General features: G+C 67.2%; 26 protein-coding genes. 3 read left to right on the top strand and 23 right to left on the bottom strand.

Going from position 1 to position 26,789, the window contains the following annotated elements; genetic code table 11:
- Nucleotides 1-40: 40 nt before the first annotated feature.
- Nucleotides 41-1,294 (bottom strand): UDP-N-acetylglucosamine 1-carboxyvinyltransferase, encoded by a 1,254-nt coding sequence (gene murA, locus G6N34_RS05165; protein ID WP_085156803.1) that lies wholly within the window; start codon nucleotides 1,292-1,294, stop codon nucleotides 41-43.
- 70 nt (nucleotides 1,295-1,364) lie between these two features.
- Between murA and G6N34_RS05160 the strand changes: the two genes are divergently transcribed.
- A complete protein-coding gene (locus tag G6N34_RS05160; protein ID WP_085156771.1) occupies nucleotides 1,365-1,952 on the top strand; it encodes a cob(I)yrinic acid a,c-diamide adenosyltransferase in 588 nt (195 codons plus the stop codon).
- Nucleotides 1,953-1,965: 13 nt separating this feature from the next.
- Here the strand turns inward: G6N34_RS05160 and G6N34_RS05155 are convergent, their stop codons facing one another.
- The 15 genes from G6N34_RS05155 to rpmE all read right to left on the bottom strand — a co-directional run bounded on the left by G6N34_RS05155 (nucleotide 1,966) and on the right by rpmE (nucleotide 14,908).
- Nucleotides 1,966-2,406 carry a DUF2550 domain-containing protein gene (locus tag G6N34_RS05155; protein ID WP_085156800.1) on the bottom strand — a complete coding sequence of 147 codons (441 nt, stop codon included), beginning with the start codon at nucleotides 2,404-2,406 and terminating at the stop codon, nucleotides 1,966-1,968.
- Between the two features lie 23 nt (nucleotides 2,407-2,429).
- A complete protein-coding gene (locus G6N34_RS05150; RefSeq protein WP_085156768.1) occupies nucleotides 2,430-2,795 on the bottom strand; it encodes a F0F1 ATP synthase subunit epsilon in 366 nt (121 codons plus the stop codon).
- 42 nt (nucleotides 2,796-2,837) lie between these two features.
- A complete protein-coding gene (atpD, locus tag G6N34_RS05145) occupies nucleotides 2,838-4,274 on the bottom strand; it encodes a F0F1 ATP synthase subunit beta (RefSeq protein WP_085156765.1) in 1,437 nt (478 codons plus the stop codon).
- Nucleotides 4,275-4,315: 41 nt separating this feature from the next.
- Nucleotides 4,316-5,245 (bottom strand): F0F1 ATP synthase subunit gamma, encoded by a 930-nt coding sequence (locus tag G6N34_RS05140; protein WP_085156762.1) that lies wholly within the window; start codon nucleotides 5,243-5,245, stop codon nucleotides 4,316-4,318.
- A gap of 15 nt (nucleotides 5,246-5,260) precedes the next feature.
- Nucleotides 5,261-6,910, bottom strand: a complete 1,650-nt coding sequence (atpA, locus tag G6N34_RS05135) for a F0F1 ATP synthase subunit alpha (protein ID WP_085156759.1) — start codon at nucleotides 6,908-6,910, stop codon at nucleotides 5,261-5,263.
- A gap of 53 nt (nucleotides 6,911-6,963) precedes the next feature.
- A complete protein-coding gene (locus tag G6N34_RS05130) occupies nucleotides 6,964-8,298 on the bottom strand; it encodes a F0F1 ATP synthase subunit B/delta (RefSeq protein ID WP_085156756.1) in 1,335 nt (444 codons plus the stop codon).
- A complete protein-coding gene (locus G6N34_RS05125; protein ID WP_085156754.1) occupies nucleotides 8,299-8,814 on the bottom strand; it encodes a F0F1 ATP synthase subunit B in 516 nt (171 codons plus the stop codon).
- A gap of 9 nt (nucleotides 8,815-8,823) precedes the next feature.
- Nucleotides 8,824-9,084, bottom strand: a complete 261-nt coding sequence (locus G6N34_RS05120; RefSeq protein WP_003888102.1) for a F0F1 ATP synthase subunit C — start codon at nucleotides 9,082-9,084, stop codon at nucleotides 8,824-8,826.
- Nucleotides 9,085-9,182: 98 nt separating this feature from the next.
- Nucleotides 9,183-9,953 (bottom strand): F0F1 ATP synthase subunit A, encoded by a 771-nt coding sequence (gene atpB / locus G6N34_RS05115; protein ID WP_085156797.1) that lies wholly within the window; start codon nucleotides 9,951-9,953, stop codon nucleotides 9,183-9,185.
- 37 nt (nucleotides 9,954-9,990) lie between these two features.
- A complete protein-coding gene (locus G6N34_RS05110; RefSeq protein ID WP_085156751.1) occupies nucleotides 9,991-10,437 on the bottom strand; it encodes an ATP synthase subunit I in 447 nt (148 codons plus the stop codon).
- A 284-nt stretch (nucleotides 10,438-10,721) separates the two neighbouring features.
- On the bottom strand, nucleotides 10,722-11,939 hold the full coding sequence (locus tag G6N34_RS05105) for a glycosyltransferase family 4 protein (RefSeq protein WP_109788688.1): 1,218 nt from the start codon (nucleotides 11,937-11,939) through the stop codon (nucleotides 10,722-10,724).
- Between the two features lie 23 nt (nucleotides 11,940-11,962).
- Nucleotides 11,963-12,628 carry an L-threonylcarbamoyladenylate synthase gene (locus G6N34_RS05100; RefSeq protein ID WP_085156748.1) on the bottom strand — a complete coding sequence of 222 codons (666 nt, stop codon included), beginning with the start codon at nucleotides 12,626-12,628 and terminating at the stop codon, nucleotides 11,963-11,965.
- Nucleotides 12,625-13,515 carry a peptide chain release factor N(5)-glutamine methyltransferase gene (gene prmC, locus G6N34_RS05095; protein WP_085156745.1) on the bottom strand — a complete coding sequence of 297 codons (891 nt, stop codon included), beginning with the start codon at nucleotides 13,513-13,515 and terminating at the stop codon, nucleotides 12,625-12,627. Before prmC ends, G6N34_RS05100 begins: the two co-directional genes overlap by 4 nt.
- Nucleotides 13,515-14,582 carry a peptide chain release factor 1 gene (prfA, locus tag G6N34_RS05090; protein WP_085156742.1) on the bottom strand — a complete coding sequence of 356 codons (1,068 nt, stop codon included), beginning with the start codon at nucleotides 14,580-14,582 and terminating at the stop codon, nucleotides 13,515-13,517. Before prfA ends, prmC begins: the two co-directional genes overlap by 1 nt.
- 104 nt (nucleotides 14,583-14,686) lie before the next feature.
- Nucleotides 14,687-14,908, bottom strand: coding sequence for a 50S ribosomal protein L31 (gene rpmE / locus G6N34_RS05085; RefSeq protein ID WP_085156739.1), 222 nt, complete (start codon nucleotides 14,906-14,908; stop codon nucleotides 14,687-14,689).
- A 296-nt stretch (nucleotides 14,909-15,204) separates the two neighbouring features.
- Between rpmE and G6N34_RS05080 the strand changes: the two genes are divergently transcribed.
- Nucleotides 15,205-15,516, top strand: a complete 312-nt coding sequence (locus tag G6N34_RS05080) for a hypothetical protein (protein WP_085156736.1) — start codon at nucleotides 15,205-15,207, stop codon at nucleotides 15,514-15,516.
- 34 nt (nucleotides 15,517-15,550) lie between these two features.
- On the opposite strand, the gene fadD1 is transcribed toward G6N34_RS05080, so the two are convergent.
- Nucleotides 15,551-17,158 (bottom strand): fatty-acid--CoA ligase FadD1, encoded by a 1,608-nt coding sequence (gene fadD1, locus G6N34_RS05075; protein ID WP_085156733.1) that lies wholly within the window; start codon nucleotides 17,156-17,158, stop codon nucleotides 15,551-15,553.
- Between the two features lie 141 nt (nucleotides 17,159-17,299).
- On the opposite strand from fadD1, the gene G6N34_RS05070 reads away from it, so the two are divergent.
- Nucleotides 17,300-17,914, top strand: a complete 615-nt coding sequence (locus G6N34_RS05070) for a TetR/AcrR family transcriptional regulator (RefSeq protein ID WP_085156730.1) — start codon at nucleotides 17,300-17,302, stop codon at nucleotides 17,912-17,914.
- 86 nt (nucleotides 17,915-18,000) lie between these two features.
- Here the strand turns inward: G6N34_RS05070 and rho are convergent, their stop codons facing one another.
- The 6 genes from rho to argS all read right to left on the bottom strand — a co-directional run bounded on the left by rho (nucleotide 18,001) and on the right by argS (nucleotide 26,788).
- Complete coding sequence (gene rho / locus G6N34_RS05065) at nucleotides 18,001-20,055, bottom strand: transcription termination factor Rho (RefSeq protein ID WP_085156727.1); 2,055 nt, start codon at nucleotides 20,053-20,055, stop codon at nucleotides 18,001-18,003.
- 302 nt (nucleotides 20,056-20,357) lie between these two features.
- On the bottom strand, nucleotides 20,358-21,299 hold the full coding sequence (thrB, locus tag G6N34_RS05060) for a homoserine kinase (protein ID WP_085156725.1): 942 nt from the start codon (nucleotides 21,297-21,299) through the stop codon (nucleotides 20,358-20,360).
- Nucleotides 21,300-21,311: 12 nt separating this feature from the next.
- Entirely contained in the window at nucleotides 21,312-22,394 is a 1,083-nt protein-coding gene (gene thrC / locus G6N34_RS05055) for a threonine synthase (protein ID WP_085156722.1), read from the bottom strand.
- The gene (locus tag G6N34_RS05050; protein ID WP_085156719.1) at nucleotides 22,391-23,716 is read right to left on the bottom strand and encodes a homoserine dehydrogenase; all 1,326 of its coding nucleotides are present in this window, start codon (nucleotides 23,714-23,716) and stop codon (nucleotides 22,391-22,393) included. Before G6N34_RS05050 ends, thrC begins: the two co-directional genes overlap by 4 nt.
- Before the next feature lie 4 nt (nucleotides 23,717-23,720).
- Nucleotides 23,721-25,139 (bottom strand): diaminopimelate decarboxylase, encoded by a 1,419-nt coding sequence (gene lysA, locus G6N34_RS05045; protein WP_085156716.1) that lies wholly within the window; start codon nucleotides 25,137-25,139, stop codon nucleotides 23,721-23,723.
- Nucleotides 25,136-26,788 carry an arginine--tRNA ligase gene (argS, locus tag G6N34_RS05040; RefSeq protein ID WP_085156713.1) on the bottom strand — a complete coding sequence of 551 codons (1,653 nt, stop codon included), beginning with the start codon at nucleotides 26,786-26,788 and terminating at the stop codon, nucleotides 25,136-25,138. Before argS ends, lysA begins: the two co-directional genes overlap by 4 nt.
- Between the last annotated feature and the right edge of the window lies 1 nt (nucleotide 26,789).

The raw sequence follows: 26,789 nt of genomic DNA, 5'->3' as shown, positions 1-26,789 counted from the left end.
CTGGTCAGAGGCGGTCTGAAGCGAAATCCGTTGCACAGACCTAGCTTACGCGCTCGATCTCGGCACCGAGACTGACCAGGTTCTCCACGAACAACGGGTACCCGCGATCGATGTGGTAGACGTCGTGCACCTCGGTGTCGCCGTCCGCGACGAGGCCCGCGAGCACCAAACCGGCGCCGGCTCGGATGTCCGAGGACCACACGGGCGCACTCGACAACTGCGGGATCCCCCGCACCACGGCATGGTGACCATCGGTCCTGGCGTCCGCACCCAGTCGGATCATCTCCTCGACGAACCGGAACCTGGCCTCGAAGACGTTCTCGGTGATCATCGACGTCCCATCCGAGATCGCCGCAAGCCCGATCGCCATCGGTTGCAGATCGGTCGGGAAACCCGGGAACGGCAGGGTCGCGACATTCACCGCCTTGGGCCGCTCGTACTGCACGACCCGGAAGCCGTCGTCGCTCTGCGTGACGGTTGCCCCCACGTCGTGGAGCTTGTGCAGCACCAACTGCAGGTGCGCGGGGTCCACTCCGGTGATGGTGATGTCTCCCCTGGTCATCGCGGCAGCGATCCCCCAGGTGGCCGCGACGATGCGGTCCCCGATCACGCGGTGCTCCGTCGGATGCAGCTTGTCGACGCCGGTGATCGTCAGCGTCGACGACCCCGCGCCCTCGACCTGCGCCCCCATCTGGTTGAGCATGTTGCACAGGTCCACCACGTCGGGCTCCCGTGCCACGTTGTGGATCGTCGTCACCCCTTTGGCCAGAACCGCGGCCATCAGGATGTTCTCGGTGGCACCCACCGAGGGAAACTCCAGCTGGATCTCGGCGCCGTGCAGTTCATCGGCTTCGGCCACCACGCACCCGTGCTCGATATTGCACTTCGCGCCGAGTTGTCGCAGGCCAGCCTGATGCATATCCAGGGGTCGCGAGCCGATCGCGTCGCCCCCGGGCAGTGCGACCTTGGCCCGCTTGCATCTGCCCACGAGGGGGCCGAGCACACACACCGAAGCCCGGAACTGTCTTACCGCCGCGAAGTCGGCGTCGTACTTCGGCTCATCGGGAGACGTGATGCGGACGACGTCGCCGTCCAGCTCGACCGTCGCACCGAGCCCGCGCAACACCTCCGCCATCAACGGAACATCGAGGATGTCCGGACAGTTGGTGATCGTCGTCGTGCCCTCGGCCAACAGGCTGGCCGCCATCAGTTTGAGCACGCTGTTCTTCGCGCCGCCGACAGCAACTTCCCCAGACAACCTGTTGCCGCCGGTCACCACGAAACGCTCACTCACGCGGTAAGTGTAAGCAGCGTGACCCCAGGTGTCAGTCAGCTCGGCCACACACCGCGGGTACGGTTTGGCCATGGGCGTTCACCTGACCCGCATCTACACCCGCACCGGCGATGACGGAACCACTGGACTCAGCGATTTCTCCCGTGTCAGCAAGACTGACCCGCGGCTGATCGCCTATGCGGACTGTGACGAAGCCAACGCAGCGATCGGTGCCGCGCTCGCCCTTGGAGCGCCGAACCAGCAAATCGCTGACGTGTTGCGACAGATTCAGAATGACCTTTTCGACGCTGGAGCAGACCTGTCGACCCCGGTCGTAGAGAACCCCGAGTACCCGCCCCTGCGCATCCAGCAGTCCTACATCGATCGCCTCGAGAAGTGGTGCGACGAGTTCAACGAGCCTCTGCCGGCATTGAATTCGTTCATCCTGCCCGGTGGCACCGCGCTCTCAGCTCTGCTGCACGTGGCGCGCACCGTCACCCGGCGAGCGGAACGCTCGGCCTGGACCGCGGTCGACAGCCACGGGGAATCAGTCAGTGTGCTGCCCGCGAAATATCTGAACCGGCTGTCGGATCTGCTGTTCATTCTGTCCCGCGTCGCCAACCCAGAGGGCGACGTGCTGTGGAAGCCGGGCGGCGGCCAGCCCGCGACGCAGGACTGACTAACCGCGTCGATCAGGGACTTGTGCGCCGAGAACGCGGATTCGGCCGGGACTCAAACCACGACAGGAACGCCGTGAGGGCGCCGCGATCCAGGGCGATTTCATAACCACTGCGGCGATCAGGCCGTTCGGCACCGGTGTCACGGAGTTCCAGGACGACGATCTCATCGGTCATGATGTCGAACTCGTCGCCGCGCGGCGCACGACGCGCCACGATCTCAATCCCGCGCCGGCTCAGCCGGCGATCGGGCCACCAACGCAGGCTGGAGAGGCGGTAGAACACCGCCTCTCCGCCGCGATAACGAATCACTCCATGCCGCCAGCCGTGGCCGGCGAACGCGGGGATGTCCCGAAGGATCGCCGCCGTGCCGCCCTGCCGCAGCTTCCACAGCCGGTAGCACAACGCCAATACGAGCACGAACAGCCCGCACACCAGCACGACCATCACTGCCATGGACGTGCTCGATGTCATATGAGTCAGTCGAGCTGCCCGACGGCGCGAAGCCGCGCACGACCGCGGGCTGCCGTCGCCGGATCCTCCGACTCCGAATCGGTCTTGGCCGCATCGGCATCGATCTCCGACTCGAACTCCGCTGACTCGGCCAGGATGATCACGCCCTCTTCGGTGACCGACAAGAAGCCACCGTCCACGGCGATCCGCAGATCGTCCTCACCTTCGCGCTCGACCCGAACCATCGCGTCGTCGACCAACTGGGCGACCAACGGGATGTGGCGAGGCAGGATGCCGATCTCACCGGCAGTGGTGCGGGTGAAGATGAACGTGGCCTTACCCGACCAGATCTGCCGCTCCACGGCGACGATGTCGACGTCAAGTTCAGCCATCGTGCACCACCTTTCCGTTCGCTCGGCCTGCGGTCACCACGCTCACAGCTTGGCGCCGAGGCTCTCGGCCTTCTTGGCGAGGTCGTCGAGACCACCGATCAGGAAGAAGGCCTGCTCCGGCAGATGGTCGAACTCGCCCTTGGTCAGCTTGTCGAAGGCCTCGATGGTCTCCTTGAGCGGAACGGTCGAGCCCGGCTGGCCGGTGAACTGCTCGGCAGCCATCATGTTCTGGCTCAGGAAACGCTCGACCTTACGGGCGCGGTACACCAGAACCTTGTCCTCTTCCGACAGCTCGTCGATACCGAGGATGGCGATGATGTCCTGGAGATCCTTGTAGCGCTGCAGGATTCGGATGACTTCCTGCGCGACGCGGTAGTGCTCCTCGCCGACGACGCTGGGGTGCAGAATCGTCGAGCTCGAGGCCAGCGGATCCACGGCCGGGAAGATGCCCTTCGAGAACACCGCACGCGAGAGTTCCGTGGTGGCGTCGAGGTGGGCGAACGTCGTCGCCGGCGCCGGATCGGTGTAGTCGTCGGCGGGCACGTACACGGCCTGCATCGAGGTGATCGACCGACCACGGGTCGAGGTGATGCGCTCCTGGAGCTCACCCATCTCATCGGCCAGCGTGGGCTGGTAACCCACGGCCGAAGGCATACGACCCAGCAGGGTCGAGACCTCAGAACCCGCCTGCGTGAAGCGGAAGATGTTGTCGATGAACAGCAGCACGTCCTGGTTCTGCTCATCGCGGAAGTACTCCGCCATGGTCAGCGCGGACAGCGCCACACGCATACGGGTGCCTGGCGGCTCGTCCATCTGACCGAACACCAGAGCGGTGTCCTTGAGGACGTTCGCGTCGGCGAGCTCGACCCACAGGTCGTTGCCCTCACGGGTGCGCTCACCCACGCCGGCGAACACCGAGGTGCCACCGAAGTTGCGGGCGATGCGGTTGATCATCTCCTGGATGAGCACCGTCTTGCCCACGCCAGCGCCGCCGAACAGGGCGATCTTGCCGCCGCGCACGTACGGGGTCAGCAGGTCAACGACCTTGAGGCCGGTCTCCAGCATCTCGGTGCGGGGCTCGAGGTCGGCGAAGGCCGGCGGCTTGCGGTGGATCGACCAGTGCTCGAAGTCCTTGCCGTAGCCGGGCTCGTCGAGGCAGTCACCGAGCGCGTTGAACACGTGGCCCTTGACGCCGTCGCCGACCGGGACCGAGATCGAGGAACCGGTGTCGGTGACCTCGACGCCGCGGACCAGGCCGTCGGTGGGCTGCATGGAGACGGTGCGCACCAGGCTGTCGCCCAGGTGCTGTGCGACCTCAAGGGTCAGCGTCTTCGACAGTTCCTTGTAAGAGATGTCGGCGTGCAGGGCATTGAACAGCGCCGGCACCGAGCCACGGGGGAACTCCACGTCCACGACGGGGCCGGTGATGCGGACCACGCGCCCGGTGGTGTCCTTCTTCGCTTCTGCGGGGGCAGTCATATCTTTTCGCTTTCCTACTGGGGGTGGGTCCTGGGGAGTGTCTAGCCTGCTGCGTCGGCCAACGCGTTGGCGCCGCCCACGATCTCGCTGATTTCCTGAGTGATCTGCGCCTGGCGCTCGCGGTTGGCCTCGAGCGTCAGCGCCTTGATCAGATCGTCGGCGTTGTCGCTCGCGGACTTCATCGCGCGACGTCGGGCCGCCGACTCCGAGGCCGCGGCCTCGAGCAGAGCGGCGTACACGCGGGTGGCCACGTAGCGCGGAAGCAGCGCGCCGAACAGGGTCTCGGCATCCGGCTCGAACGAGAAGAGGGTCTGCGGACCCTTGTCCTCGTCCTCGCCGACGTACTCGACCACCATCGGTGCGATCCGCCGCGCCTCGGCCGTCTGCGACAGCATCGACTTGAACTCGGTGAACACGATGTGGAGTTCATCGACACCGAGGATGCCGTCGGCACCCGCGTCGTCGCCCTCATCGTCGACACCGGACATGAAGGACGCGACGAGCGTGTCCGCGATCTCCTTGGCGTTCTCGTACGTCGGCCGCTCCGAGAAGCCGGTCCACGACTCGACGACCTCACGCTGGCGGAAGCTGTAGTAGCCCAGAGCCTTCCGGCCCACCGCGTAGAGGACCGTCTCCTTGCCCTCATCCCGAAGCAGGGCCTGCAGTTCCTCGGCCTGCCGCAGCACGTTGGCGTTGTACGCACCGCAGAGACCGCGGTCCGACGACACCACCAGCACGGCCGCGCGCCGGGGGTTCTCGCGTTCCACCAGCAGCGGGTGATCCAACGCACTGGCGCCGGCCAGGTTGGTCAGCATGTTGGTGATCTCCTCGGCGTAGGGCCGGGCCGCTTCGACCCGGGCCTGCGCCTTGGCGATCCGCGACGTCGCGATCAGCTCCTGGGCCTTGGTGATCTTCTTGATCGACCCGGCGGAGCGGATGCGGCCGCGCAATTCGCGAAGTGTGGCTGCCATCTGTTTTCCAGATCCCTACTTCTTCTTCGGCGGAGCGGGCTTCTTGACCTTGACGGACTCCTTGCCCACCTCGTCCTCGCTCAGCGCGTCGACCTTCTCGTCGACGACGACAGAGCTGCCGTCGGTGGCCTGGAAGCCCTTCTTGAAGTCGTTGATGACGTCGACGAGCTTCTGTTCGGTCTCCTCCGAGAGCTTCTTGGTCTCGCGGATGTCCGTCAGGATGCTGTCGTGGCTGGCCTTCACGTGCTCGAGGAGCTCGGACTCGAAGCGCTGCACATCTTCAACGGGTACCGAGTCCAGGTGGCCCTTGGTGCCGAGGAAGATCGCGACGACCTGATCCTCGACCGAGAGGGGCGAGTACTGCGGCTGCTTGAGCAGCTCCACCAGGCGGGCACCGCGGTCCAGCTGGGCCTTCGATGCGGCGTCCAGGTCCGAGGCGAAGGCGGCGAACGCCTCCAGCTCGCGGTACTGCGACAGATCCAGACGCAGCGAGCCTGCGACCTCTTTCATGGCCTTGATCTGCGCGGCGCCGCCGACGCGGGACACCGACACACCGACGTTGATGGCCGGTCGAACGCCCTGGTTGAACAGGTCGGACTCCAGGAAGCACTGGCCGTCGGTGATCGAGATGACGTTGGTCGGGATGAACGCCGAGATGTCGTTGGCCTTGGTCTCGATGATCGGCAGACCCGTCATCGAACCGCCGCCGAGTTCGTCGGACAGCTTCGCGCAACGCTCCAGCAGGCGCGAGTGCAGGTAGAAGACGTCGCCGGGGAAGGCCTCGCGGCCCGGCGGGCGGCGCAGCAGCAGAGAGATGGCGCGGTAGGCGTCAGCCTGCTTGGACAGATCGTCGAACACGATCAGCACGTGCTTGCCGTCGTACATCCAGTGCTGGCCGATGGCCGAACCGGTGTAGGGAGCCAGCCACTTGAAGCCGGCGGCATCGGACGCCGGGGCCGCGACGATGGTGGTGTACTCCATCGCGCCACCCTCTTCGAGGGCCCGCTTCACCGAGGCGATCGTGGTGCCCTTCTGACCGATGGCGACGTAGACGCAGCGCACCTGCTGCTTCGGGTCACCGGTCTCCCACGCCTCGCGCTGGTTGAGGATCGTGTCCACAGCGACGGCGGTCTTGCCGGTCTTACGGTCGCCGATGATCAGCTGGCGCTGGCCGCGGCCGATGGGGGTCTGGCTGTCGATCGCCTTGATGCCGGTCTGCAGGGGCTCCGAGACGCCCTGGCGCTGCACCACCGACGGCGCCTGCAGCTCGAGTGCGCGACGGGCGTCGGACGCGATGTCGCCCTGGCCGTCGATCGGCTGACCGAGCGGGTTGACGACACGACCGAGGAAGGCGTCGCCGACGGGGACGGAGAGCACCTCGCCGGTCCGCTTGACCTGCTGGCCTTCTTCGATCTTCTCGAAGTCACCGAGGATCACGGCGCCGACGCTGTGCTCGTCGAGGTTGAGCGCCACGCCCAGCACGCCGCCCGGGAACTCGAGGAGCTCCTGGGTCATGACCGAGGGCAGGCCCTCGACGTGGGCGATGCCGTCACCGGCGTCGACGACGGTACCGATCTCCTCGCGGCCGCTGTCGGCGGAAAACGAGGACACGTAGTCCTCGATGGCACCTTCGATATCAGCAGCGGAGATTGTCAACTCTGCCATGGTTTTTCGTCTTCCTACCTTGCGTTGAACGGGTGGTCTGTGGGGTGGGTGCGTCAGTCCGGCAGCTGTGCTTGCGCAGCGGCCAGGCGGGATGCGATCGATCCGTCGATGACCTCGTCACCAACGGCGATCGACAGACCGCCGAGCAGCTCCGGATCGACGTTGAGCTGCACGTAGACGGGGCGCCCATAGATGCGCGCCAGCACGTCCGACAGCCGGGTGCGCTGTGCGTCGGAGAGATCTGCCGCCGCACTCACATGCGCAACCACCTCGCCCCGGCGAGCGACCGCAAGTTCGGCGAGGTCGAGAACGGCCTCGTCGGCGCGTTCGCCATGGAGCAGGCGGACAGTCTGAGTCAGCAGCGCCTTGGCCGTCTGATTCACGTCGTTGTTGCCGAGCACCTTGTCGAGCAGTCCGATGCGGTCCTGCGCGGGGGCGGTGTAGTCGCTGAGCAGACCGACCAGGCGGGGCTCCTCGTCGAGGATGCGGCCGAATCGGAACAGCTGGTCCTCCACGGCATCCACTTCACCGGTCACCTCGGCCCGCTTGAGCAGCGCGAGGCGGGCGGTGTGCTCGATGCCCAAGACCAGGTCGGCCTCGGCGGACCAGCGCTGCGAGACCGCGGTGCGCACGAGCTTCAGCGTGGACTCGTCGACCTTGCCGGAGAACAGCCGATCGGCGAGGTTGGCCTTGGCCGACGCGTCGTCGGAGGGCACAGCGAGGTGCTTGGCAAGAACCTGCTCGGACCTCAGCAGCTCGACGACCGAGACCAGCTCGTCAGCCACCTTGGAGAGTCGATCCGCGTCCAGACCGCCAGCGACACTGTCGAACTCGGAGGTCAGCGCGGTCAGCGCCGCGCGGCTGGTGGCCCGCAGGCGGGCCGACGCACCGGTCTCGATGACGACCGAGGACGGCGCCATCTCGTCAAGTTCCGCGAGGAAGCGGTCGACGGTGGCGGCCTGTGCCGCCGAGTCAGCAAGGTGGGCGCGGACGAGTTCATCGGCCTTCTGCACGGCTTCGGCACCGAGTTCACCCCGGAGCTGCCGCACAACCTGCTGGTGCATCAACTGAATCTGTTGTGCGCCTTGGGCCTTGATGCGCTCGGCCTCGACGCCGGCCTGCTCTTCGAGCTGGGCGGCGATGCGAGTCGAGTCCTGCTTGGCCTCGTCGGTGACCCGAGAGGCCTCGGCGTTGGCGTCAGCCAGGGCCTTGGCGTGCATCGCGTCGGCGTCCGCAAGCTTCTGCGCGGCCGACGCGCTCTCGGCGAGGGCCGTCCGCACGGCATCCTGCTGCTTCTGCATCAGGTTCCGCACGGGTGGCACCACCCATTTCACGATGATGAACGCGATCACCGCGAACCCGATCAGCTGGCCGATGAAAATCGACATCTAGGCGCTCCCACCTGATTTCACGTCTACGCCGAGGATGCGGCTGGCCAGAGTGGCCGAGAGCCCATCCACCGACTGCTGCAGTTCTGCTTCGGTCGCCGAACGCTGCTGGGACAACTGCTCATCTGCCTGCCGAACCGATTGGGCGACTTCGCCGCTGGCCGTCGAACGCTGGGCGTCGACGACCTGGCGACCCTCGTTTCGGGCCTCGTCGCGAATGGCAGACGCCTCTGACCGGGCTCCGGTCATGGCCTCTTCGTAGTCGGCCTGAGCGGCCGCGACCTGCTCGGCCGACTTGCGGTTGTCCGCCGCGGTCTTGGACAGCATGGCCTCGCGCTCGGCGAGGACCTTGCTGACCGGCGGCACCACCCATTTCGCGATCACGCCGAGCGTGATCAAGAAGATGAGCAGCACCACGAAGAAGGTGCCGTTGGGGACCAGGAAGTTACTGGTCCCCCCACCCTCTTCTGCGGCCGCCAACACGGCGACCGGCGCTGATCCAGTCAGTTCACCCATGCCGATGGATTACTGCAGGCCCGGCGTGGCGAAGACGAACAGCGCCATGAAGGCCAGGTTGATGAAGTACGCAGCCTCGACCAGACCGACGGTGATGAAGAACGGCGTGAACAGCCGGCCCTGGGCCTCGGGCTGCCGGGCGATGCCGGAGATCAGGGCGTTACCCGCGATGCCGTCACCAATGCCAGCGCCGATGGCACCGCCACCCATGATCAGACCGCCGCCGATCAGCGCGCCTGCCGTGATGAGGGCGTTGGGATCGAGTTCCATTCCTTTTATCCTCCTTGATAACTGGTGGCCGTGCCGCCAGAGTTCGTGGTCGTTACGTCGTAGGGACTAGGGACTACCGCAGTGCTGCTCAGTGTGTGTCAGTGCTCATCGTGGTCCAGCTCCATCGACTGACTGAAGTACAGGATGGTCAGCAGCGAGAAGATGAACGCCTGAATCAGGCCGACGAACAGGTCGAAGGTCTTCCAGATCGCGTTGGGCGCCCACTGGATGTACCAGGGGAACATCGCGATCAGCGCGACGAGGATGCCGCCGGCGAAGATGTTGCCGAAAAGACGGAGGGCCAGCGAGATCGGCTTGGCCAGTTCTTCGACGATGTTGATCGGGGCCAGGAAGGCGACGTGGCCCTTGACGACCTTGACCGGGTGGCCGATGATGCCGCGCCGCCAGATCCCCGCCGCGTGGTAGCAGACGAACACGAACAGCGCGAGCGCCAGCACGAAGTTGATGTCGGAGGCGGGCGCCTTGTACAGCTCGGCCGCGGCACCGTCGGCTCCCCCGTACTGCAACGGCAGCACGGCCAGCCAGTTCGACACCAGAATGAACACGAAGATCGTGACCGAGAGCGGCAGCACGAACGGGGCGATCTTCATGCCGATCGAGCCCTCGATCTGCTGGCGCATCTGAATGGTCAGCGCCTCCCAGAACAGCTGCACGCCACCGGGAACCCCGGTCGAGGTGACCTTGGCCCGCAGGACGAACGCCAGGCCGATCACGATCAGCGCGGTGATCGCGGTGGCCATGATGGTGTCACCGTTGAAGGTCATGCCGAACAGTTCGAACACCATCGTGTGGTGGCCGACGTGAATGGCGGCGCCACCCTCCTCGGAGGCGAGAACGGTCTCAGTCATCGTTGCCTGAGTGATCGTCTGAGTCATTGAGGTCTGCTCAACCCTTCGATTCCGTATCCAAGACGTCCAACCCGTTGGCGCGGATCCTGCGCAGCACCGGGATGCTGGTGCTCATCACAAGAAGCGCCTGGAAGATCGCCAGTCCGAAAAGAACGCCGATTCCGCCGATGTGCTTGAAGAAGTACGCCGTCAGCAGGGCGACCACCGAGATCACCAGCAGGCGCATGGCCGAGTTGACGGCCATCTTCTTCTTGAGCGGATGTTCCTGAGCGGTGATGGACTCGACCGCATGGCGGACCATCAACGCGTTGACAAGCCCGATGGCCAGTCCCAAACCAAAAAAGAATCCGTAGCCGATACTTCCGATGAAGCCTGTGGCAAGCACAGCAAGAGCCGTGAGTGCGACGCAGACAATCGCCAGGCGTATCGGCCTGAACGCCACGGATGGGAACACCAACGGCGCTTCGTGCGCTGGCGTTGTCACTGCGACTCCTCTAGCTCGCGGTTGGTGCGTGCCCGATGAGCGTATCGGAGGGCAGCGCGCGCGCTGGACTCACCCACGGGGTAGCTCCCTGTAATCGGTCGACAAGCAGTCGACGGTCGGTCTCAAACGGCGCCGATCGATCACGAGGACCGTGGGCCGGGCCGGCAACCCGCGAGGGTTTTCGGGTTCTGCGAAGAACCGTACCACATGGTAGAACGCCGAAACGGGGGCCTACTACCAATCGTCGTAACAGGCGATTCGACCGGATCGGCGCTCGCGCTCCCCTAGTCCAGACGGCCGGCGAAATAGTCGTCGAAGCCGTCATTGCTCCGGCGCAGCAGCGGAATCAACGTGACGACGATGGCCACCAGGATCGCCGCGAGCATCACCGCGCCGGTGTAGCGCGGATCGAAGAAGATCGTGCTGGCCGCGCCGAACGCGATGATGCCGACCCACAGGTAGATCAACAGGACCACCCGGCGGTGGGAATGGCCGATCTGCAGGAGTCGATGGTGCAGGTGCATCTTGTCGGGGCTGAACGGGCTGCGCCCGGCGCGGGTCCGGCGCACGATCGCCAGCAACATGTCCAGCGCGGGCACCAGCATCACCGCGACCACGAGCAGAAACGGGGACAGCAGCGCGAAGACGTCCCGCGCTCCGTAGGCGTTCTGCGAGATCGGTCCCGCCGCGGTCGTCGACGCGGCGGCGAGCATCAGGCCGATCAGCATCGACCCCGAGTCGCCCATGAAGATCTTGGCGCGGTGGAAGTTGTGCGGCAGGAATCCGAGGCAGGCGCCGGCCAGCACGACGGAGATGACCGCGGGCGGGTAGAACAGCACGTCGCCGCCGTGGTCCCGCAGCAGACCGACCGAGAACACACAGATCGCCATGGCGGTGATCAACCCGAGGCCTGCCGCGAGTCCGTCGAGTCCGTCGACGAAGTTCATCGCGTTGACGATCGACACCGTCAACGCGAGCGTGAGCAGGATGGACGCGGTCTGGTCGAGCACGATCGTGCCGACCCCGCCGATCGGGATGTAGAGCACGCTCCAGGCCACGCCCATCGTGACCAGAACGCTCGCGGCGGTGATCTGCCCGGCGAACTTGGTCAGGGCGTCGAGGCCCCAGCGGTCGTCGATGATGCCGATGACCATGATCAGGCCGCCGGCCACGACGACGGCCGGCATGCCGCTGGAGTAGACGAATCCTCGGGTGAGCGCGGGCAGTTGGGACGCCAGAAACACGGCCGCGATGACGCCGACGTACATCGCCAGACCGCCCATGCGCGGTGTGGGCTGGACGTGCACATCCCGCTCGCGGGGCACCGCGACGGCGCCGAACCGGGTCGCCAGTACCCGCACGGGACTGGTCGCGAAGTAGGTGACGATGGCGGCGGTGAGACCCACGAGGGCCAACTCTCGCAGCGGCACACCGGCACCGCGATCAGACAGGGCGAGCAGACTGTGCGCCAGCACTGTGCCTGAACCGCCTCCGCTCAACACCGAATGAACCGTACTGGAAGAACTTAAGACGCAGGCTGATCGAGCAGCGAATCCGGCGTCACGTCGAGGACTTTCGCGATGGCGTCCGCGGAGATCGGGCCCTCCCGCAGGATTCTGGGCGCGGGTCCGCTGAGGTCCACGATGGTTGAGGCCGAGCCCTGCTCGGCGGGGCCGCCGTCGAGGTACACCTCGACGCGCTCCCCCAACTGCGTGCGGGCCTGGTCCACCGACACCGCGGGCGGATGCCCGGAGATGTTCGCACTCGACACGGCCATCGGACCGACCGCGCGCAGCACCTCGATCGCGACGGGGTGCAGCGGCATCCGCAGCATGACGGTGCCGTCGGCATCGCCGAGGTCCCACTGCAGCGACGGCGCCTGCCGCACCACCAGGCTCAGCGCGCCGGGCCAGAACGCCCGGATGAGCTCGCGTGCGGACTGCGGAACCGTGTAGACCAAGCCCTCGATGGTGTGCCAGGAACCCACGAGCACGGGCACCGGCATGTCCCGGCCACGGCCCTTGGCCGCCAGCAGTGCCGCCACGGCCGCGCTGTCGAAGGCGTCGGCGCCGATGCCGTAAACGGTGTCGGTGGGGATCACCACGAGACGGCCGCCCTTGGCAGCGCTCACCGCCGAGGCGATCCCGGTGGCTCGCTGCTCGGGGTCACTGCAGTCGAAGACATTGCTCACGGCAGGTCGTTCCTCTCCGTGTCGGTGCGCCGGGTCGCGGTGACGAACCGCAACCGGCCGGCCAGGTCTCGTCGCGGCCGCACGTCGTCGAACAGACCGGCGCGCTCGACCAGGTCAACGGTAGCCCCCGAGGTGGTGTCGTCGTGCTCGACGCCGAACCATCCGCCGGGGCGCAGCCACCTGCCGCCCAGCGCGACGACGGCGTCGATGACGTGCATGCCGTCGGGCCCGCCGAACAGCGCATGGTGCGGATCATGTTCGGCGACTTCGGGATCGAGCACGGCGCCGTCGGGAATGTAGGGCGGATTGCAGAGCAGCAGATCGACTCGGCCGTCGAATTCGGGCAGCAGGCCGGCAGTCGTGACGTCGGCTTCGAGGAACCGGACGTCGGTGCCCGCGCCGTTTCGCCGCGCGTAGTCGAGCGCGTCCGGCGAGTCGTCGACGGCGACGACGGTTGCCGACGGCCGGTGCCGCGCCACCGCGAGGGCCAGGGCGCCACTGCCCGTACACAGATCCACGATCAGCGGATCATGGTGCGAGGGAAGGGAATCGAGCACGCCCATGGCCCACTCCAGCAGCGATTCGGTCTCGGGCCGCGGGATGAAGACGCCGGGACCGACCTGAAGGTCCAGCGGACCGAAGGGCGCGGAACCAGTGAGGTGCTGCAGTGGGATGCGGCGGGACCGCTCCTCCACGAGGGTCCGATAACGCGATTCGAAATCGGCGGGTGCCTCGGCCCGCATGAGTCGGCCGCGATCGACACCCAGCACGTGCGCCGCCAGCAGTTCCGCGTCCGTGCGCGCCGAGTGGACGCCGGCCTGCTCGAGAATCCGGGTCGCGGCCGCCACCGCGTCGGTCAGCGAGGTGTGCGCGCCAACGCCGGGCATCAGGCCTGCTGAAGCCGGGTCTGCTTGTCGGCCTCGGCCAACGCGTCGAGCAACGGGTCCAGTTCGCCGTCGAGCACCTGATCGAGGTTGTGGGCCTTGAAATTGATTCGGTGATCGGCGATCCGGTTCTCCGGAAAGTTGTACGTGCGGATGCGCTCGCTGCGGTCGACAGTGCGGATCTGGCTGGCCCGGTCCGCCGACGCATCGGCCTGCGCCTGCTCCTCGGCCAACGCCTGCAGTCGGGCCGCGAGCACCTGCATGGCACGGGCCTTGTTCTGAAGCTGCGAGCGCTCGTTCTGGCAAGTCACCACGATGCCGGTGGGAAGGTGCGTGATGCGCACCGCGGAGTCGGTGGTGTTGACGCCCTGCCCGCCCTTGCCGGACGACCGGTAGACGTCGATGCGCAGGTCGGACTCGTCGATCTGGACCTGCTCGACTTCCTCAGGCTCCGGGTAGACCAGCACACCGGCAGCCGAAGTATGGACGCGCCCTTGGGATTCGGTGACGGGAACGCGTTGCACGCGATGCACGCCGCCCTCGAACTTCAGCCGCGACCAGACGCCGTCGAGCGAATCGCCCTTGCTGGCGATGGACAGCGTCGCGTCCTTATAGCCGCCGAGGTCGGACGTGGTCTCCCCCAGCATCGTCACGGTCCAGCCGCGGCGCTCGGCGTAGCGGATGTACATCCGGGCCAGGTCGGCGGCGAACAGCGCCGACTCCTCGCCACCCTCACCCGACTTCACTTCGAGCACGATGTTGTCGGCGTCGTGGGGGTCGCGGGGTGCGAGCAGGTCGGTGAGTTGACGGTCCAACTCCGCGACCCGGGTCTCGAGGTCGACGACCTCGGCCGCAAAGGACTCGTCTTCACCGGCAAGTTCTCGGGCGGCCTCGAGGTCGCCACGGGCCGACTCCAGCTTGCGGTAGGTCGAGACGATGGGCGCGATCTGCGCGAACCGACGTCCGACGCGACGGGCGTTGGTGGCGTCCGCGTGCAGCTCGGGGTCGGCCAACTGCCGCTCGAGGTCCGCATGCTCGGTCAACAGCGCGTCGATCGCACTGGCGCTCACGCGAGCCTCCTCATCTCACCGCTGGTCTGGGACCCTGACAAAAAGAACCGGCGCCCGACATGCGCGCATGCCTGGGCATGCGGCAGCGGGCGCCGGCGTGACAGCTAGCTGTCGGCGGTCTTGCGCTTGCCGTAGCGCTTCTCGAACCGCGCGACGCGACCGCCGCTGTCGAGGATCTTCTGCTTGCCGGTGTAGAACGGGTGGCACTGCGAGCAGACCTCGACCACGATGTGGCCGCTCTCCTTGGTGCTGCGGGTGGTGAAGGTGTGTCCACAACCGCAGACCACGGTGGTCTCTTGGTAGGCAGGGTGAATGCCGGTTTTCATGGTGTCCTCTTCATTCGTAGGTCGCCGGGTCGTCCGCTCCTGACCTGGAGAAATACAGACGTGAACCGGAACCTGAGGTGGTCGACGGTCCATTATGCCAGGTCAACCGCCGTAGTCCTAAACGCCTGGCGACCACGGCGCATTCCCCGCCCAATCCGGCGCCCGAACCCGCAATGTCCGCAGATTTCTCAGATTCTGAGACGTTCCGGTGTCGGACCCCACGGCAGTGGGTATCGCCTAGATCACGGATGGCGGCACACGAGCCGCCGACCGAGAACGTTGAAGGAGGACGCTCAATGAACTCCCTGAAGTTGAAGAAACTGCTCGTGCACGGCGGCGTCGCCGCTGGACTCGGAGTTGGGGCCCTCGGCCTCGGTGCCGGCTTGGCACAGGCGGACCCGCCGCCTCCGCCGCCCAGTCCGACGGTGGACGTCAACGTCCCGCCGGTTCCGGCTGTGCCCGCAGCACCGGCTATCCCGGCGCCGCCGGCCATTCCCGCGCCGCCGGCCGTCGACGTGAATGTCCCGCCGATTCCGCCCATTCCGGCCCCGCCGGCCATTCCGTCACCGCCGCCAATCCCGCCGGTGCCCAACGTCAGCGTCGGCTGACCCCCAGGCCCGCACCACGGTCGCCGCATCGCCGTCAGGCGGTGCGGCGACCGTGCTTCTGCGTGAAGGTGGTGCCCCGGGCCGGGCGGGTCCACAACTGACCACCGACCGGTTCGGGGCCTCGGGCGATGAGCTCGCGTTTGAGCACCTTGTTGGTGGCGGTCGAAGGCAGCGCATCGGTGATCCAGACCCGGCGCGGCCACGCCTTGGGTGACAGGTCCTGCTGCTCGGCCAGGAAGGCACCGAAGTCTGCCATGTCGACGTCGACGCCCTGGGCGGGCACGATCGCCGCCATCACCTGGTCACCGACATGTTCGTCGGGGACTGGATACACGCTCACCTGGTTGACCGCGGAGTGACGCAGCAGGACGCGCTCGATGGGGGCCGTGGTCATATTCTCGCCGTCGACTCGCATCCAGTCCGCAGTCCGGCCGGCGAGGTAGATCCAGCCGTCGGCGTCGCGATAGGCGAGGTCACCCGACCAGTACATGCCGTGCCGCAGGCGGTCGCCGGTCGCGTCGGCGTCGTTGTAGTAGCCCTGGAACAGGCCGGCTCCCGTGGTGTTGACCAATTCACCAATGGCCTTGTCCGCATTGGTCAGAGCACCCGTCGCATCGAACTCGGCGATGGCGCACTCGGTGACGGCCTCGGGGTCGTAGATGGCCACCCCCGGAAATCCCCTGCCGACCGAGCCTGGCGGGCAGTCGTCCTCCCGGGTGACGATGATCGCGCCCTCGGTTGAACCGAACCCGTCCCACACTGTGCACCCGAAGCGGCGGCCGAACTCTTCGATGTCCCGATCGCTGGCCTCGTTGCCGAACGCCACCCGTAACGGGTTGTCCGCGTCGTCGGGCCCCTCCTGGGTGCCCAACACGTAGGCGAGCGGTTTGCCGACGTAGTTCATGTACGTCGCGCCGTAGCGGCGGACGTCGGGCAGCAGACCGGAGGCCGAGAATGTCGCGGGCACCATGGCAGCCCCAGACCCGACGGCGACTCCCCAGCCGGCCAGCAGCGCGTTGGAGTGGAACAGCGGCATCGACAGGTAACACACGTCGTCGGGTGTGATGGAGAAGCGCTCCACGAGGGCCTGTCCCGCGAACAGCACGGTCATATGTGCGACCTGGACGGCTTTGGGATCACCGCTGGTGCCTGAGGTGAAGATCATCATGAATGTGTCGGTGGCCCCCACCTCGCGGTGCGGCGTCAGCGTGCCTGCCGCGGCGACCAGCGCGGCCCATTCCTGGGAGTCGGTGTCCAGCACATGGACGCCGGGCAGGTCGAGATCGTCGAGCAGGTGGCGGTGCTCGGTGTCGGTCAGCAGGATCTGACAGTCCGCGTGCAGGATGTCGCGCCGCAGGGCGGTACCGCGCCGGGTGGTGTTGATGCCGCACAGCACGTAGCCGCCCAGGGCCGCCGCCGCCATCGCGGTGAGCATCGCCGGCGTGTTCCCCAGCAGCGCGCCGATGTGCAGGGGCCGGTCGCGGTCGGCGATCGTGAGCAGCGTCGATGCCTGCCGCTGCGCGTCGTCGAGGTGTTGGCGCCAGGTCCACTCGGCATCACCGAATCGGACCGCCGGGCTGTCGTCGCCGCGGCGGGCCCGCAACAGCTGCTGGACGGTCTGGGGTGGAAGTTCGTGAGCCACTGTCGGCGCCGCCTCGTCGTCGAAGGTTGTAAACAGAATAGGGAATCTGTCTACCTCGTCCACCCCGCATCGCACCCGGCGCGAACGGCGTGTCTGCGAAGATAGGTCAAACCGTCGTCGTGAGATGAGGAACTGACCAAGGTGACCGCCGGCTCCGCAGCCCAGTCCCGCGCCGCCGCGCGTCCGGTTCGCGATCGACTGATCGACGCCGCCGAACAATGCTTGAGCACCAAGGGAATCCGCGCCACCACGGTGTCCGAAGTCGCCGAACTGGCGGGCGTCTCACGGGGCTGGCTGTATCGGCACTTTCCCGACAAGGCCGCGCTGCTGGGTGCCGCGATCGTCCGACTCAACGACGTCTACTGGGGCGAGGCCCATTCGGTGCTGACCGAGGTGGAGGGTCTCGCGGCGCAGATCGCGGCGGGAATCCGCCTGGGCCGCCGCGCATACGACTCCCCCGGCGCTCTGGTGATGAAGCTGCGACTGGACGAACCCGAGGAGTTCGCAGCGTGCGCGGGGGCAGGAGTCCAGGGCCTGGTCCCCGACCTGAGTGCCTTCTGGCGGCCGTACCTGAAAGCGGCGGCCGATCGAGGCGAGATCGAGGCGGACAATCTCGACGAGGCCAGCGAGTGGGTGGCCCGCAACCTGCTCAGCCTGGCGACGGTACCCGGCGAACAGGTCGACGTCGACAATCCCACCGCGCTGGTGGATTTCCTCGACCGGTACCTGATGCCGGCGCTTCGACCTCGGAGTTGACCTCCACCCCAACGATTTTCGGCACAGACCCGTGAACGCAGAATCCCCCGTCACGCGTAGGCGTGCGGGGGATTCTGTCGCTGAACTCAGTCGAGGTCGTCCGAGGCCCCTCCCGGAGCCGTCTTGGAGACCTGGACCAGGAATTCGTAGTTGGTCTTCGTCTTACGCAGCTGGCTCATCAGCAGGTCGATCGCCTGATGCGAATCCAGCCCCGAGAGCACCCGACGCAACTTGTGCACGATCGCGAACTCGTCCGGCCCGAGCAGCAGCTCGTCCTTGCGGGTGCCCGACGGGTTGACGTCGACAGCCGGGAAGACGCGACGCTCGGCGATCTTGCGGTCCAGCTTGAGCTCGGCGTTGCCGGTGCCCTTGAACTCCTCGAAAATCACCGTGTCACCGGTCGAACCGGTCTCGACCATCGCGGTGGCGATGATGGTCAGCGAACCGCCGTCCTCGATGTTGCGCGCCGCGCCGAGGAACCGCTTGGGCGGGTACAGCGCCGTCGAGTCGACACCACCGGACAGGATGCGGCCCGACGCCGGCGACGCGTTGTTGTACGCGCGGCCCAGACGGGTGATCGAATCCAGCAGAACCACGACGTCCTTGCCCTGTTCAACCAGGCGCTTGGCCCGCTCGATGGCAAGTTCCGCGGCCTGCGTGTGGTCTGACGGCGGCCGGTCGAAGGTGGAGGCGATGACCTCACCGACGACGGAGCGCTGCATGTCGGTGACCTCTTCCGGACGCTCGTCGACGAGCACCACCATCAGGTGGCATTCCGGATTGTTCTTGGTGATCGCGTTGGCGATGTCCTGCATGATCGTGGTCTTACCGGCCTTGGGCGGGGACACGATCAGCGCACGCTGACCCTTACCGATCGGCATAATCAGGTCGATCACGCGCGTGGTGAGACGGTCGGGCGTGGTCTCCAGACGCAACCGCTGGTTCGGGTACAGCGGGGTCAGCTTGCCGAACTCGGGACGGTTCTTGGCCGCCTCGACGGGACCGCCGTTGACGGTGTCCAGACGCACCAGCGGGTTGAACTTCTGCCGCGAATTCTTGTCGCCGCCTTCGCCTTCGCGGGGGACTCGCACCGCGCCGGTCACCGCGTCACCGCGGCGCAGGCCGTTCTTGCGGACCATGTTCATCGACACGTAGACGTCGTTGGGGCCGGCCAGGTATCCCGAGGTTCGGACGAACGCGTAGTTGTCCAGGACGTCGAGGATGCCCGCGACGGGCTGAACGACGTCGTCCTCGCGGAGTTCGGTGTCGCCGCCACCTTCGCCGCCGGAACGCTCGCCGCGCCGGCGACGATCACGGAACCGGCGGCCACGACGGCCGCCCCGGCCCTCGTCGTCGTCGTCGTTGTTGTCGTTGTTGGCGTTGCCGCCGCGATTCTGCTGGTCACCGCCACGCTCGGAGCGGTTGTCATTGCGGTCGGAACGGTTGTCGTTGCGGTCGGAACGGTTGTCGTTCCGCTCGGACTTGTTCTCGTTACGGTCGGAGCGGTTGTCGTTCCGCTCGGACTTGTTCTCGTTCCTGCCCTCGTTGCGCCCCGACTTGTTCTCGTTGCGCTCAGACCGGTTGTCGTTCCGCTCGGGCTTGGCCTCGTTGCGGTCGGACTTGGCCTCGTTGCGCTCGGACTTGGCCTCGTTGCGCTCGGGCTTGGCCTCGTTGCGCTCGGGCTTGGCCTCGTTGCGCTCGGGCTTGTCGTCGCTGCGGGGAGCGTCGCCGGCGGGCGCGGCCTGCTCGGCCGACTCGGCCTGCTCGCCCTCGGCCGAGGCGCCAGCACGACGGGACGCGGTCCGGCGCTCCCGACGCGGCGTGTCGTCACGGGGAGACTCGGCGTCAGTTTTCTGGGTGGGCGCGGCGGCGGGGGCCTGCGACTCGGCCGAACCGTTGGCCGGGGCCGACTGCTGGCCGCCCTGCTGGCGCTCACGGATGGCGGCGATGAGCTGGCCCTTGCGCAGCCCCGAAACGCCCTTGACGCCCATCTGAACGGCCAAGGCGCGAAGTTCCGGCAACACCATGCTGGCCAGGGAGCCCTCACCGGAGTCCCGGGCGGGAGCCTTTGAAGTCACCGTCTCGGGCAGATCTGCCGAGGTAACGGAGTCGCCCGCAGTGATGAGGTCCGTATCAGTCACGGATTTCCTTTCTTCCCTCGCGATGCATTTGAGCGAGGGTTCGGTATGTCCAGCAACCACTGGGCGCACCACGTGCCACCATCAGGGTCACGAAACGATGATCACCGGGATTCGCGGCTGTACGACGAACCGTCGGTACACGAGTGAGACACGAGAAGTGAGTGGTCGTCCTAGTGTCGGCGCAGAGAAGCTGCGAATTGCCGGGACGGGACCGAGGATATCCTGCATCGTTGCCGGAAGCAAGAAACCCGCCCCCGCGTGGCCAACCGACAATGTCGTCAGGGTCGCAAACGACACCGTCGTCAGGTCGTGGCCGGAACCCCGGACGTCCAGCGAACTCCGTCGCCGACGTTCATGTGTTTGACGGTGAATCCGAGCTTGACGCCGTGCTCGACGAGGTCGACCGGCAGTTCAGGCGTGGTGGCCAGCACCAGGACCGAAGGTCCGGCGCCGGAGAGCACCGCCGAATAGCCAGAACGCCGGAGCAACGTCAGGTATTCCGCCGACGCGGGCATGGCGGGCGCGCGCTGCGACTGGTGCAGGGCGTCCTCGGTCGCGGCCATCAGCAGGTCAGGCCGTTCGCTGAGAGCCACCACCAGCAGGGCGGACCGACTCAGGTTGAACCGCGCGTCGGCGTGGCTGACCTGCTCGGGCAGCAGAACCCGCGTCTCGGCCGTCGACGACCGCACCTCGGGAATCGCGGCGAACAGGTGGATGTCGGGATGCAACCGCACCTCCACCGCCGAATACTCGGTCCGCTCGCCCTGCTGGGTCCAGGACACCACGGCACCGCCCAGCACTGCGGCCGCGGCATTGTCGGGGTGTCCCTCGAACTCAGAGGACAGCTGCACGAGCTTGTCCACATCGGCCGGGACGCAATCCGTTTGCGCGATCAGACCATTGGCGGCGGCCAACCCGCCGACCACCGCCGCGGCCGACGAACCCAGGCCTCGGGAATGCGGGATCACGTTGCGGCACCGCAGATTCAAGCCGTCGGCACGCAGCCCGGCGGCGTCGAGCCCCCGCTGCACCGCACGCACCACGAGGTGGTCAGGGCCGTCGGGCACCTGACCAGAGCCCTCGCCCTCGACATGCACCGCCAGACCGGATTCCGTTGTCTCAACGGTGATTTCGTCATACATCCCCAGCGCCAGGCCGAGGCTGTCGAAGCCGGGGCCCAGGTTGGCACTCGAGGCTGCCACCACGGCATGTGCCACGAGTCCTGCGGGCAGGGTCTGGATCATCGCAGAACCACGCTAGACCAGACCCAGCTTCTCCACGACCGCAGCCGGATCCACCGGCACCGCGGTGACCGTCGGCATGCCCTTGAGGGCGGTGTCGGGGTCCTTCAGGCCGTTGCCGGTCACGGTGCACACCACGGTGGAACCCTTGGCCACCCAGCCGTCCTCGACCGACTTCAGCAGGCCCGCGATGCTCGCGGCCGAGGCCGGTTCGACGAAGACACCCTCGGTGCGCGCCACCAGGTGGTAGGCGGCCAGGATCTCCTCGTCGGTGGCGGCCAGGAACCGACCGTTCGACTGCTGTTGCGCCTCAACGGCACCCGCCCAGGACGCCGGCGACCCGATCCGGATGGCCGTCGCGATGGTCTCCGGGTCCTTGACGGGTGCGCCGTGGACCAGTGGGGCGGCCCCGGCCGCCTGGGTGCCGAGCATCCTCGGCAGCGAATCGGTCACGCCGTCGCGGTGGTACTCCGAGTAACCCCGCCAGTAGGCGGTGATGTTGCCTGCGTTGCCCACCGGCAGCGAGTGGACATCGGGGGCGCGCCCAAGCACGTCCATGATCTCGAACGCCGCGGTCTTCTGGCCTTCGATCCGGACCGGGTTGACGCTGTTGACCAGCCCGATGGTCGGGTAGTCGGTGGTCAGTTTGCGCGCCAGTTCGAGGCAGTCATCGAAGTTGCCGTCGACCTGAATGATCTTGGCGCCGTGCATGACCGCCTGAGCCAGCTTGCCCATCGCGATCTTGCCCTGCGGGATCAGCACCGCGCAGGTGATGCCGCCGCGCGCCGCATAGGCCGCGGCCGACGCCGACGTGTTGCCCGTGGAGGCGCACAGCACGGCCTGCTGACCGCGGGCCACTGCGTCCGTGACGGCCATGGTCATGCCGCGGTCCTTGAACGACCCGGTCGGGTTCAGACCCTCGACCTTGAGGTACACCGTGCATCCGGTGTACTCGGACAGGCGCTTGGCGTGGATGAGCGGCGTGCCGCCCTCCAGCAGTGTGATCGGCGTCCAGCCGGCGGCCACCGGCAGTCGGTCCCGGTAGGCCTCGATCAGGCCCGGCCACGCCGAATGGACCGTGGTCTTGGGGGCGCTCATTCGCCCGCTCCTTCCATTCGCAGCACACTGGCCACGCTCGAGACCGCGTCGAGATCCCCGAGCGCGGTGATGGTTTCGCTCAATGCGGCGTCGGTGGCACGGTGAGTCAGCACAGCAATGCGGGCACCGACTCGCTGACCGCCCTCGTTGACCACACCCTCCTGGCGGACCTCGGCGATGCTGACCTCACGCTTGGCGAACTCAGCCGCGACCGAGGACAGCACGCCGGGCTTGTCGCTGACATACAGGCTGACGTAGTACCGCGTCGGCACCACGCCGATGGGGGCGATGGCCAACCGCGCGTACTTCGATTCACGCGGGCCGCGACCGCCCTGGACCCGGTTGCGTGCGGCCATCACAAGGTCACCCAGGACCGCCGAGGCCGTCGGTGCACCCCCGGCACCCTGGCCGTAGAACATCAACCGACCGGCGGCCTCCGCCTCGACCACGACTGCGTTGAACGCACCGTTGACCGCGGCCAACGGGTGGTCCAGCGGCACCAGTGCGGGATAGACGCGCGCCGAAACGCTCTCCTGCCCATCGCCGTTGGTGATCCGTTCGCAGATCGACAGCAGCTTGATGGTGCAGCCCAGGGCCTTCGCCGATTCGAAGTCCTCCGCGGTGACCTTGGTGATGCCCTCGCGGTAGACGTCGTCGGCGGTGACCCGGGTGTGGAACGCGATCGAGGCCAGGATCGCGGCCTTGGCGGCCGCGTCATAGCCTTCGACGTCGGCGGTCGGGTCCGCCTCGGCGTACCCGAGCGCGCTGGCGTCGGCGAGCGCACTGTCGTAGCTGGCACCGGTGTCGCTCATGGCCGACAGGATGTAGTTCGTGGTGCCGTTGACGATGCCGGCCACCCGGAGCACGGTGTCACCGGCCAGCGACTGCGTCAGGGGGCGGATCACGGGGATCGCGCCGGCGACGGCCGCCTCGAAGTACAGGTCCACTCGGGCCTGTTCGGCGGCCTGCGCCAACTCGCCCGTGGACTGCGCCAACAGGGCCTTGTTGGCCGTGACGACCGACTTCCCGCTCTCGAGTGCGGCCAGGATCGCCTTGCGCGCCGGTTCCACCGGACCCATGACCTCGACCACGATGTCCACGTCGTCACGCGCCACCAGGGCTTCGATGTCGTCGGTGAGCAGGTCGACCGGGACCCCGCGGTCGTCGGAGACGTTGCGGACGCCGACCCCGCGCAGCACCAGAGGTGCGCCAACGCGGGCGGCCAGGTCCTCGGCGCTCTCGTCGAGGATGCGGACCACCTCGGTGCCGACATTGCCCAGGCCCAACACCGCTATGCCGACCGGCTTTTCGGATGCGCTCATGCGATCACCTCACTTCCAGACTCAACAGATCGTCGACCGTCTCCCGGCGCAGCACAAGGCGCGCGACGCCGTCGCGCACGGCCACCACCGCGGGTCGACCCAACAGGTTGTATCGACTCGACATCGAATAGCAGTACGCGCCGGTGGCCGCGACTGCCAGCAGATCTCCGGGAACGATGTCCTCGGACACCCACGTGTCCCGGACCACGATGTCACCGCTCTCGCAGTGCTTGCCCACGATTCGCGCGAGAACGGGTCCGGCGTGGCTGAATCGTGACACCAGGCGGGCGTCGTACTCGGCCCCGTACAGCGAGGTGCGGATGTTGTCGCTCATCCCGCCGTCGACGCTGACATAGCGCCGTTGAGCGGTCGGACTGATCGCCACGTCCTTGACGGTGCCGACCTCGTAGAGCGTGATGGTGCCGGGTCCGGCGATCGCGCGACCGGGTTCGACCACCAGGCGCGGCACCGGCAGCCCGACGGCGGCGGCCTCGCTCTCGATGATCTGGTGCAGCTTGCTCGCCAGTTCCGCCATGGGCGGCGGATCGTCTTGCGGCAGGTACGAGATACCCAGTCCCCCACCGAGGTCGACGGTGGAGATCTGCGCGGTCTTGTCGACACCGAACTCGGCGACGACGTCACGCAGCAGGCCGAGCACGCGGTGTGCGGCGATCTCGAAGCCCGCGACGTCGAAGATCTGCGAGCCGATGTGGCTGTGCAGGCCCACCAGGCGCAGGTTGTCGGTCTCGAAGACCCGACGCACGCCGGCCATCGCGGCGCCACTGGCGAGCGACAGACCGAACTTCTGATCCTCGTGCGCCGTGGAGATGAACTCGTGGGTGTGCGCCTCGACGCCGACGGTGACCCGTAGGAACACGTCCTGCACCACGCCGGCCTCGCCGGCGATGGCGTCGAGTCGGTCGATCTCGATCATCGAGTCCAGCACGACGTGGCCGACACCGGCCTTCACGGCCGTGGTCAGCTCCGACACCGACTTGTTGTTGCCGTGCAGGGCAATCCGCTCGGGAGGGAAGTCGGCGTGCAGTGCCACGGCGAGTTCACCGGCGCTGCACACGTCCAGCGACAGCCCCTCCTCGGCGACCCAGCGGGCGATCTCGCTGCACAGGAACGCCTTTGAGGCGTAATTGACGTACTCTCCCCCGCCGAAGGCGGCGGCGATCTCGCGACAGCGGGACCGGAAGTCGTCCTCGTCGATCACGAACAGCGGCGTGCCGTACTCGCGGGCGAGCTCGCTGACCGTCACACCCGCGATCGACACCTCACCGTCTGCGCCACGAACCAGGTTGCGCGGCCAGACATTCGGCGCCAGCAGCAGGATGTCCTCCGGGGACTGCGGCCTGGTCGGAGCCCCCGCGTGGTGGATCTCCTCGGCGTGCCGGGGCCCGGCAGGATGCGCGTTCACATCCGCTCCGGCGCACTCACGCCCAGGATCGACAGACCGTTGGCGATCACCTGACGCGTGGCCTGGCACAGCGCAAGGCGTGCGGCGTTCAGGTCGGTCGACTCCTCGTCGCCCTGGGGCAGCACTCGGCAGGAGTCGTAGAACCGGTGGTAGTCGCCCGCGAGGTCCTCGAGATAGCGGCAGATCCGATGCGGCTCGCGCAGGTCCGCGGCAGTCTTCAGCACGCGCGGGAACTCGCCGATGCTGCGCACCAGCGTGCCCTCTTTGTCGTGGGTCAGCAGTTCGAGGTGCTCGGTGCTGGCGCTCAGGCCCAGATCGGCGGCGTTGCGGGCCAAAGCCGAGAGCCGGGCGTGCGCGTACTGCACGTAGTAGACGGGGTTCTCACTGGAGGCCGACGACCACAGTTCCAGATCGATGTCGATCGGGGTGTCCACAGAGCTGCGGGTCAGCGAGTAGCGCGCGGCGTCCACGCCCAGCGCCTCGACCAGGTCGTCGAGCGTGATGACGGTGCCGGCGCGCTTGCTCATCCGGACCGGTTGGCCGTCGCGCACGAGGTTGACCATCTGCCCGATCAGCACCTCGACGGTGTCGGGGTCGTCGCCCAGAGCCGCGGCGGCGGCCTTCAACCGGGCGATGTAGCCGTGGTGGTCGGCGCCGAGCATGTAGATGCACAGGTCGAAGCCGCGCGCCCGCTTGTCCAGGTAGTACGCCAGGTCGCCGGCGATGTATGCGGGTTGGCCGTCGCTCTTGATGACGACGCGGTCCTTGTCGTCACCGAACTCGGTGGTGCGCAGCCAGGTCGCACCGTCCTTCTCGTAGATGTTGCCGGTGCGGCGCAGTTGGGCGATGGCCTCGTCCACGCGGCCCGAGGTGTGCATCGAGTCCTCGTGCGTGAAGACGTCGAAGTCGGTGCCGAACTCGTGCAGCGACTCCTTGATGTGGGTGAACATCAGGTCGACGCCGATCTCGCGGAAGGTCTCCTGCTGCTCGTCGGCGGGCTGGCTCATCACATCGGGGGCCTTGGCCTGGACCTGCGCGGCGATGTCGCCGATGTAGGCGCCGGCGTAGCCGTCCTCAGGGGCAGGCTCACCCTTGGCGGCGGCCACCAGGGAACGCGCGAAGCGGTCGATCTGAGCGCCGTGGTCGTTGAAGTAGTACTCCCGCACGACGTCGGCACCCTGCGTGGAGAGCAGGCGGCCCAGCGCATCGCCCACGGCGGCCCAGCGGGTGCCACCGATGTGGATGGGCCCGGTCGGGTTGGCCGAGACGAACTCGAGATTGATGTTCGTGCCCGCCAGCGCGTCACTGCGGCCGTACGCCTGGCCTGCGGAGATGACATTCTCGACGAGGGTGTTCTGCGCGGAGGCCTCAAGCCGCAGGTTGACGAACCCGGGGCCGGCGACCTCGGCCGACGCGATCCCGTCGGCCGCCGTCAGCGCCTCGGCCAGCCAGCCGGCCAGCTCGCGTGGGTTGGCGCCGACCTTCTTGCCGACCTGCAGCGCCAGGTTGGTGGCGTAGTCACCGTGCTCAGGGTTGCGCGGACGCTCGACGGTCACGGTGGCGGGCAGCGCAGCGGTATCGAGGTCATGGGAGGCCAGCACCGCGGCGGCGGTGTTCTTCAGCAGCTCGGCCAGATCGGCAGGGGTCACG

The organism is Mycolicibacterium confluentis, assembly GCF_010729895.1.
Classification (GTDB): Bacteria; Actinomycetota; Actinomycetes; order Mycobacteriales; family Mycobacteriaceae; genus Mycobacterium; species Mycobacterium confluentis.
This window is presented reverse-complemented; position numbering and strand designations above follow the sequence as displayed.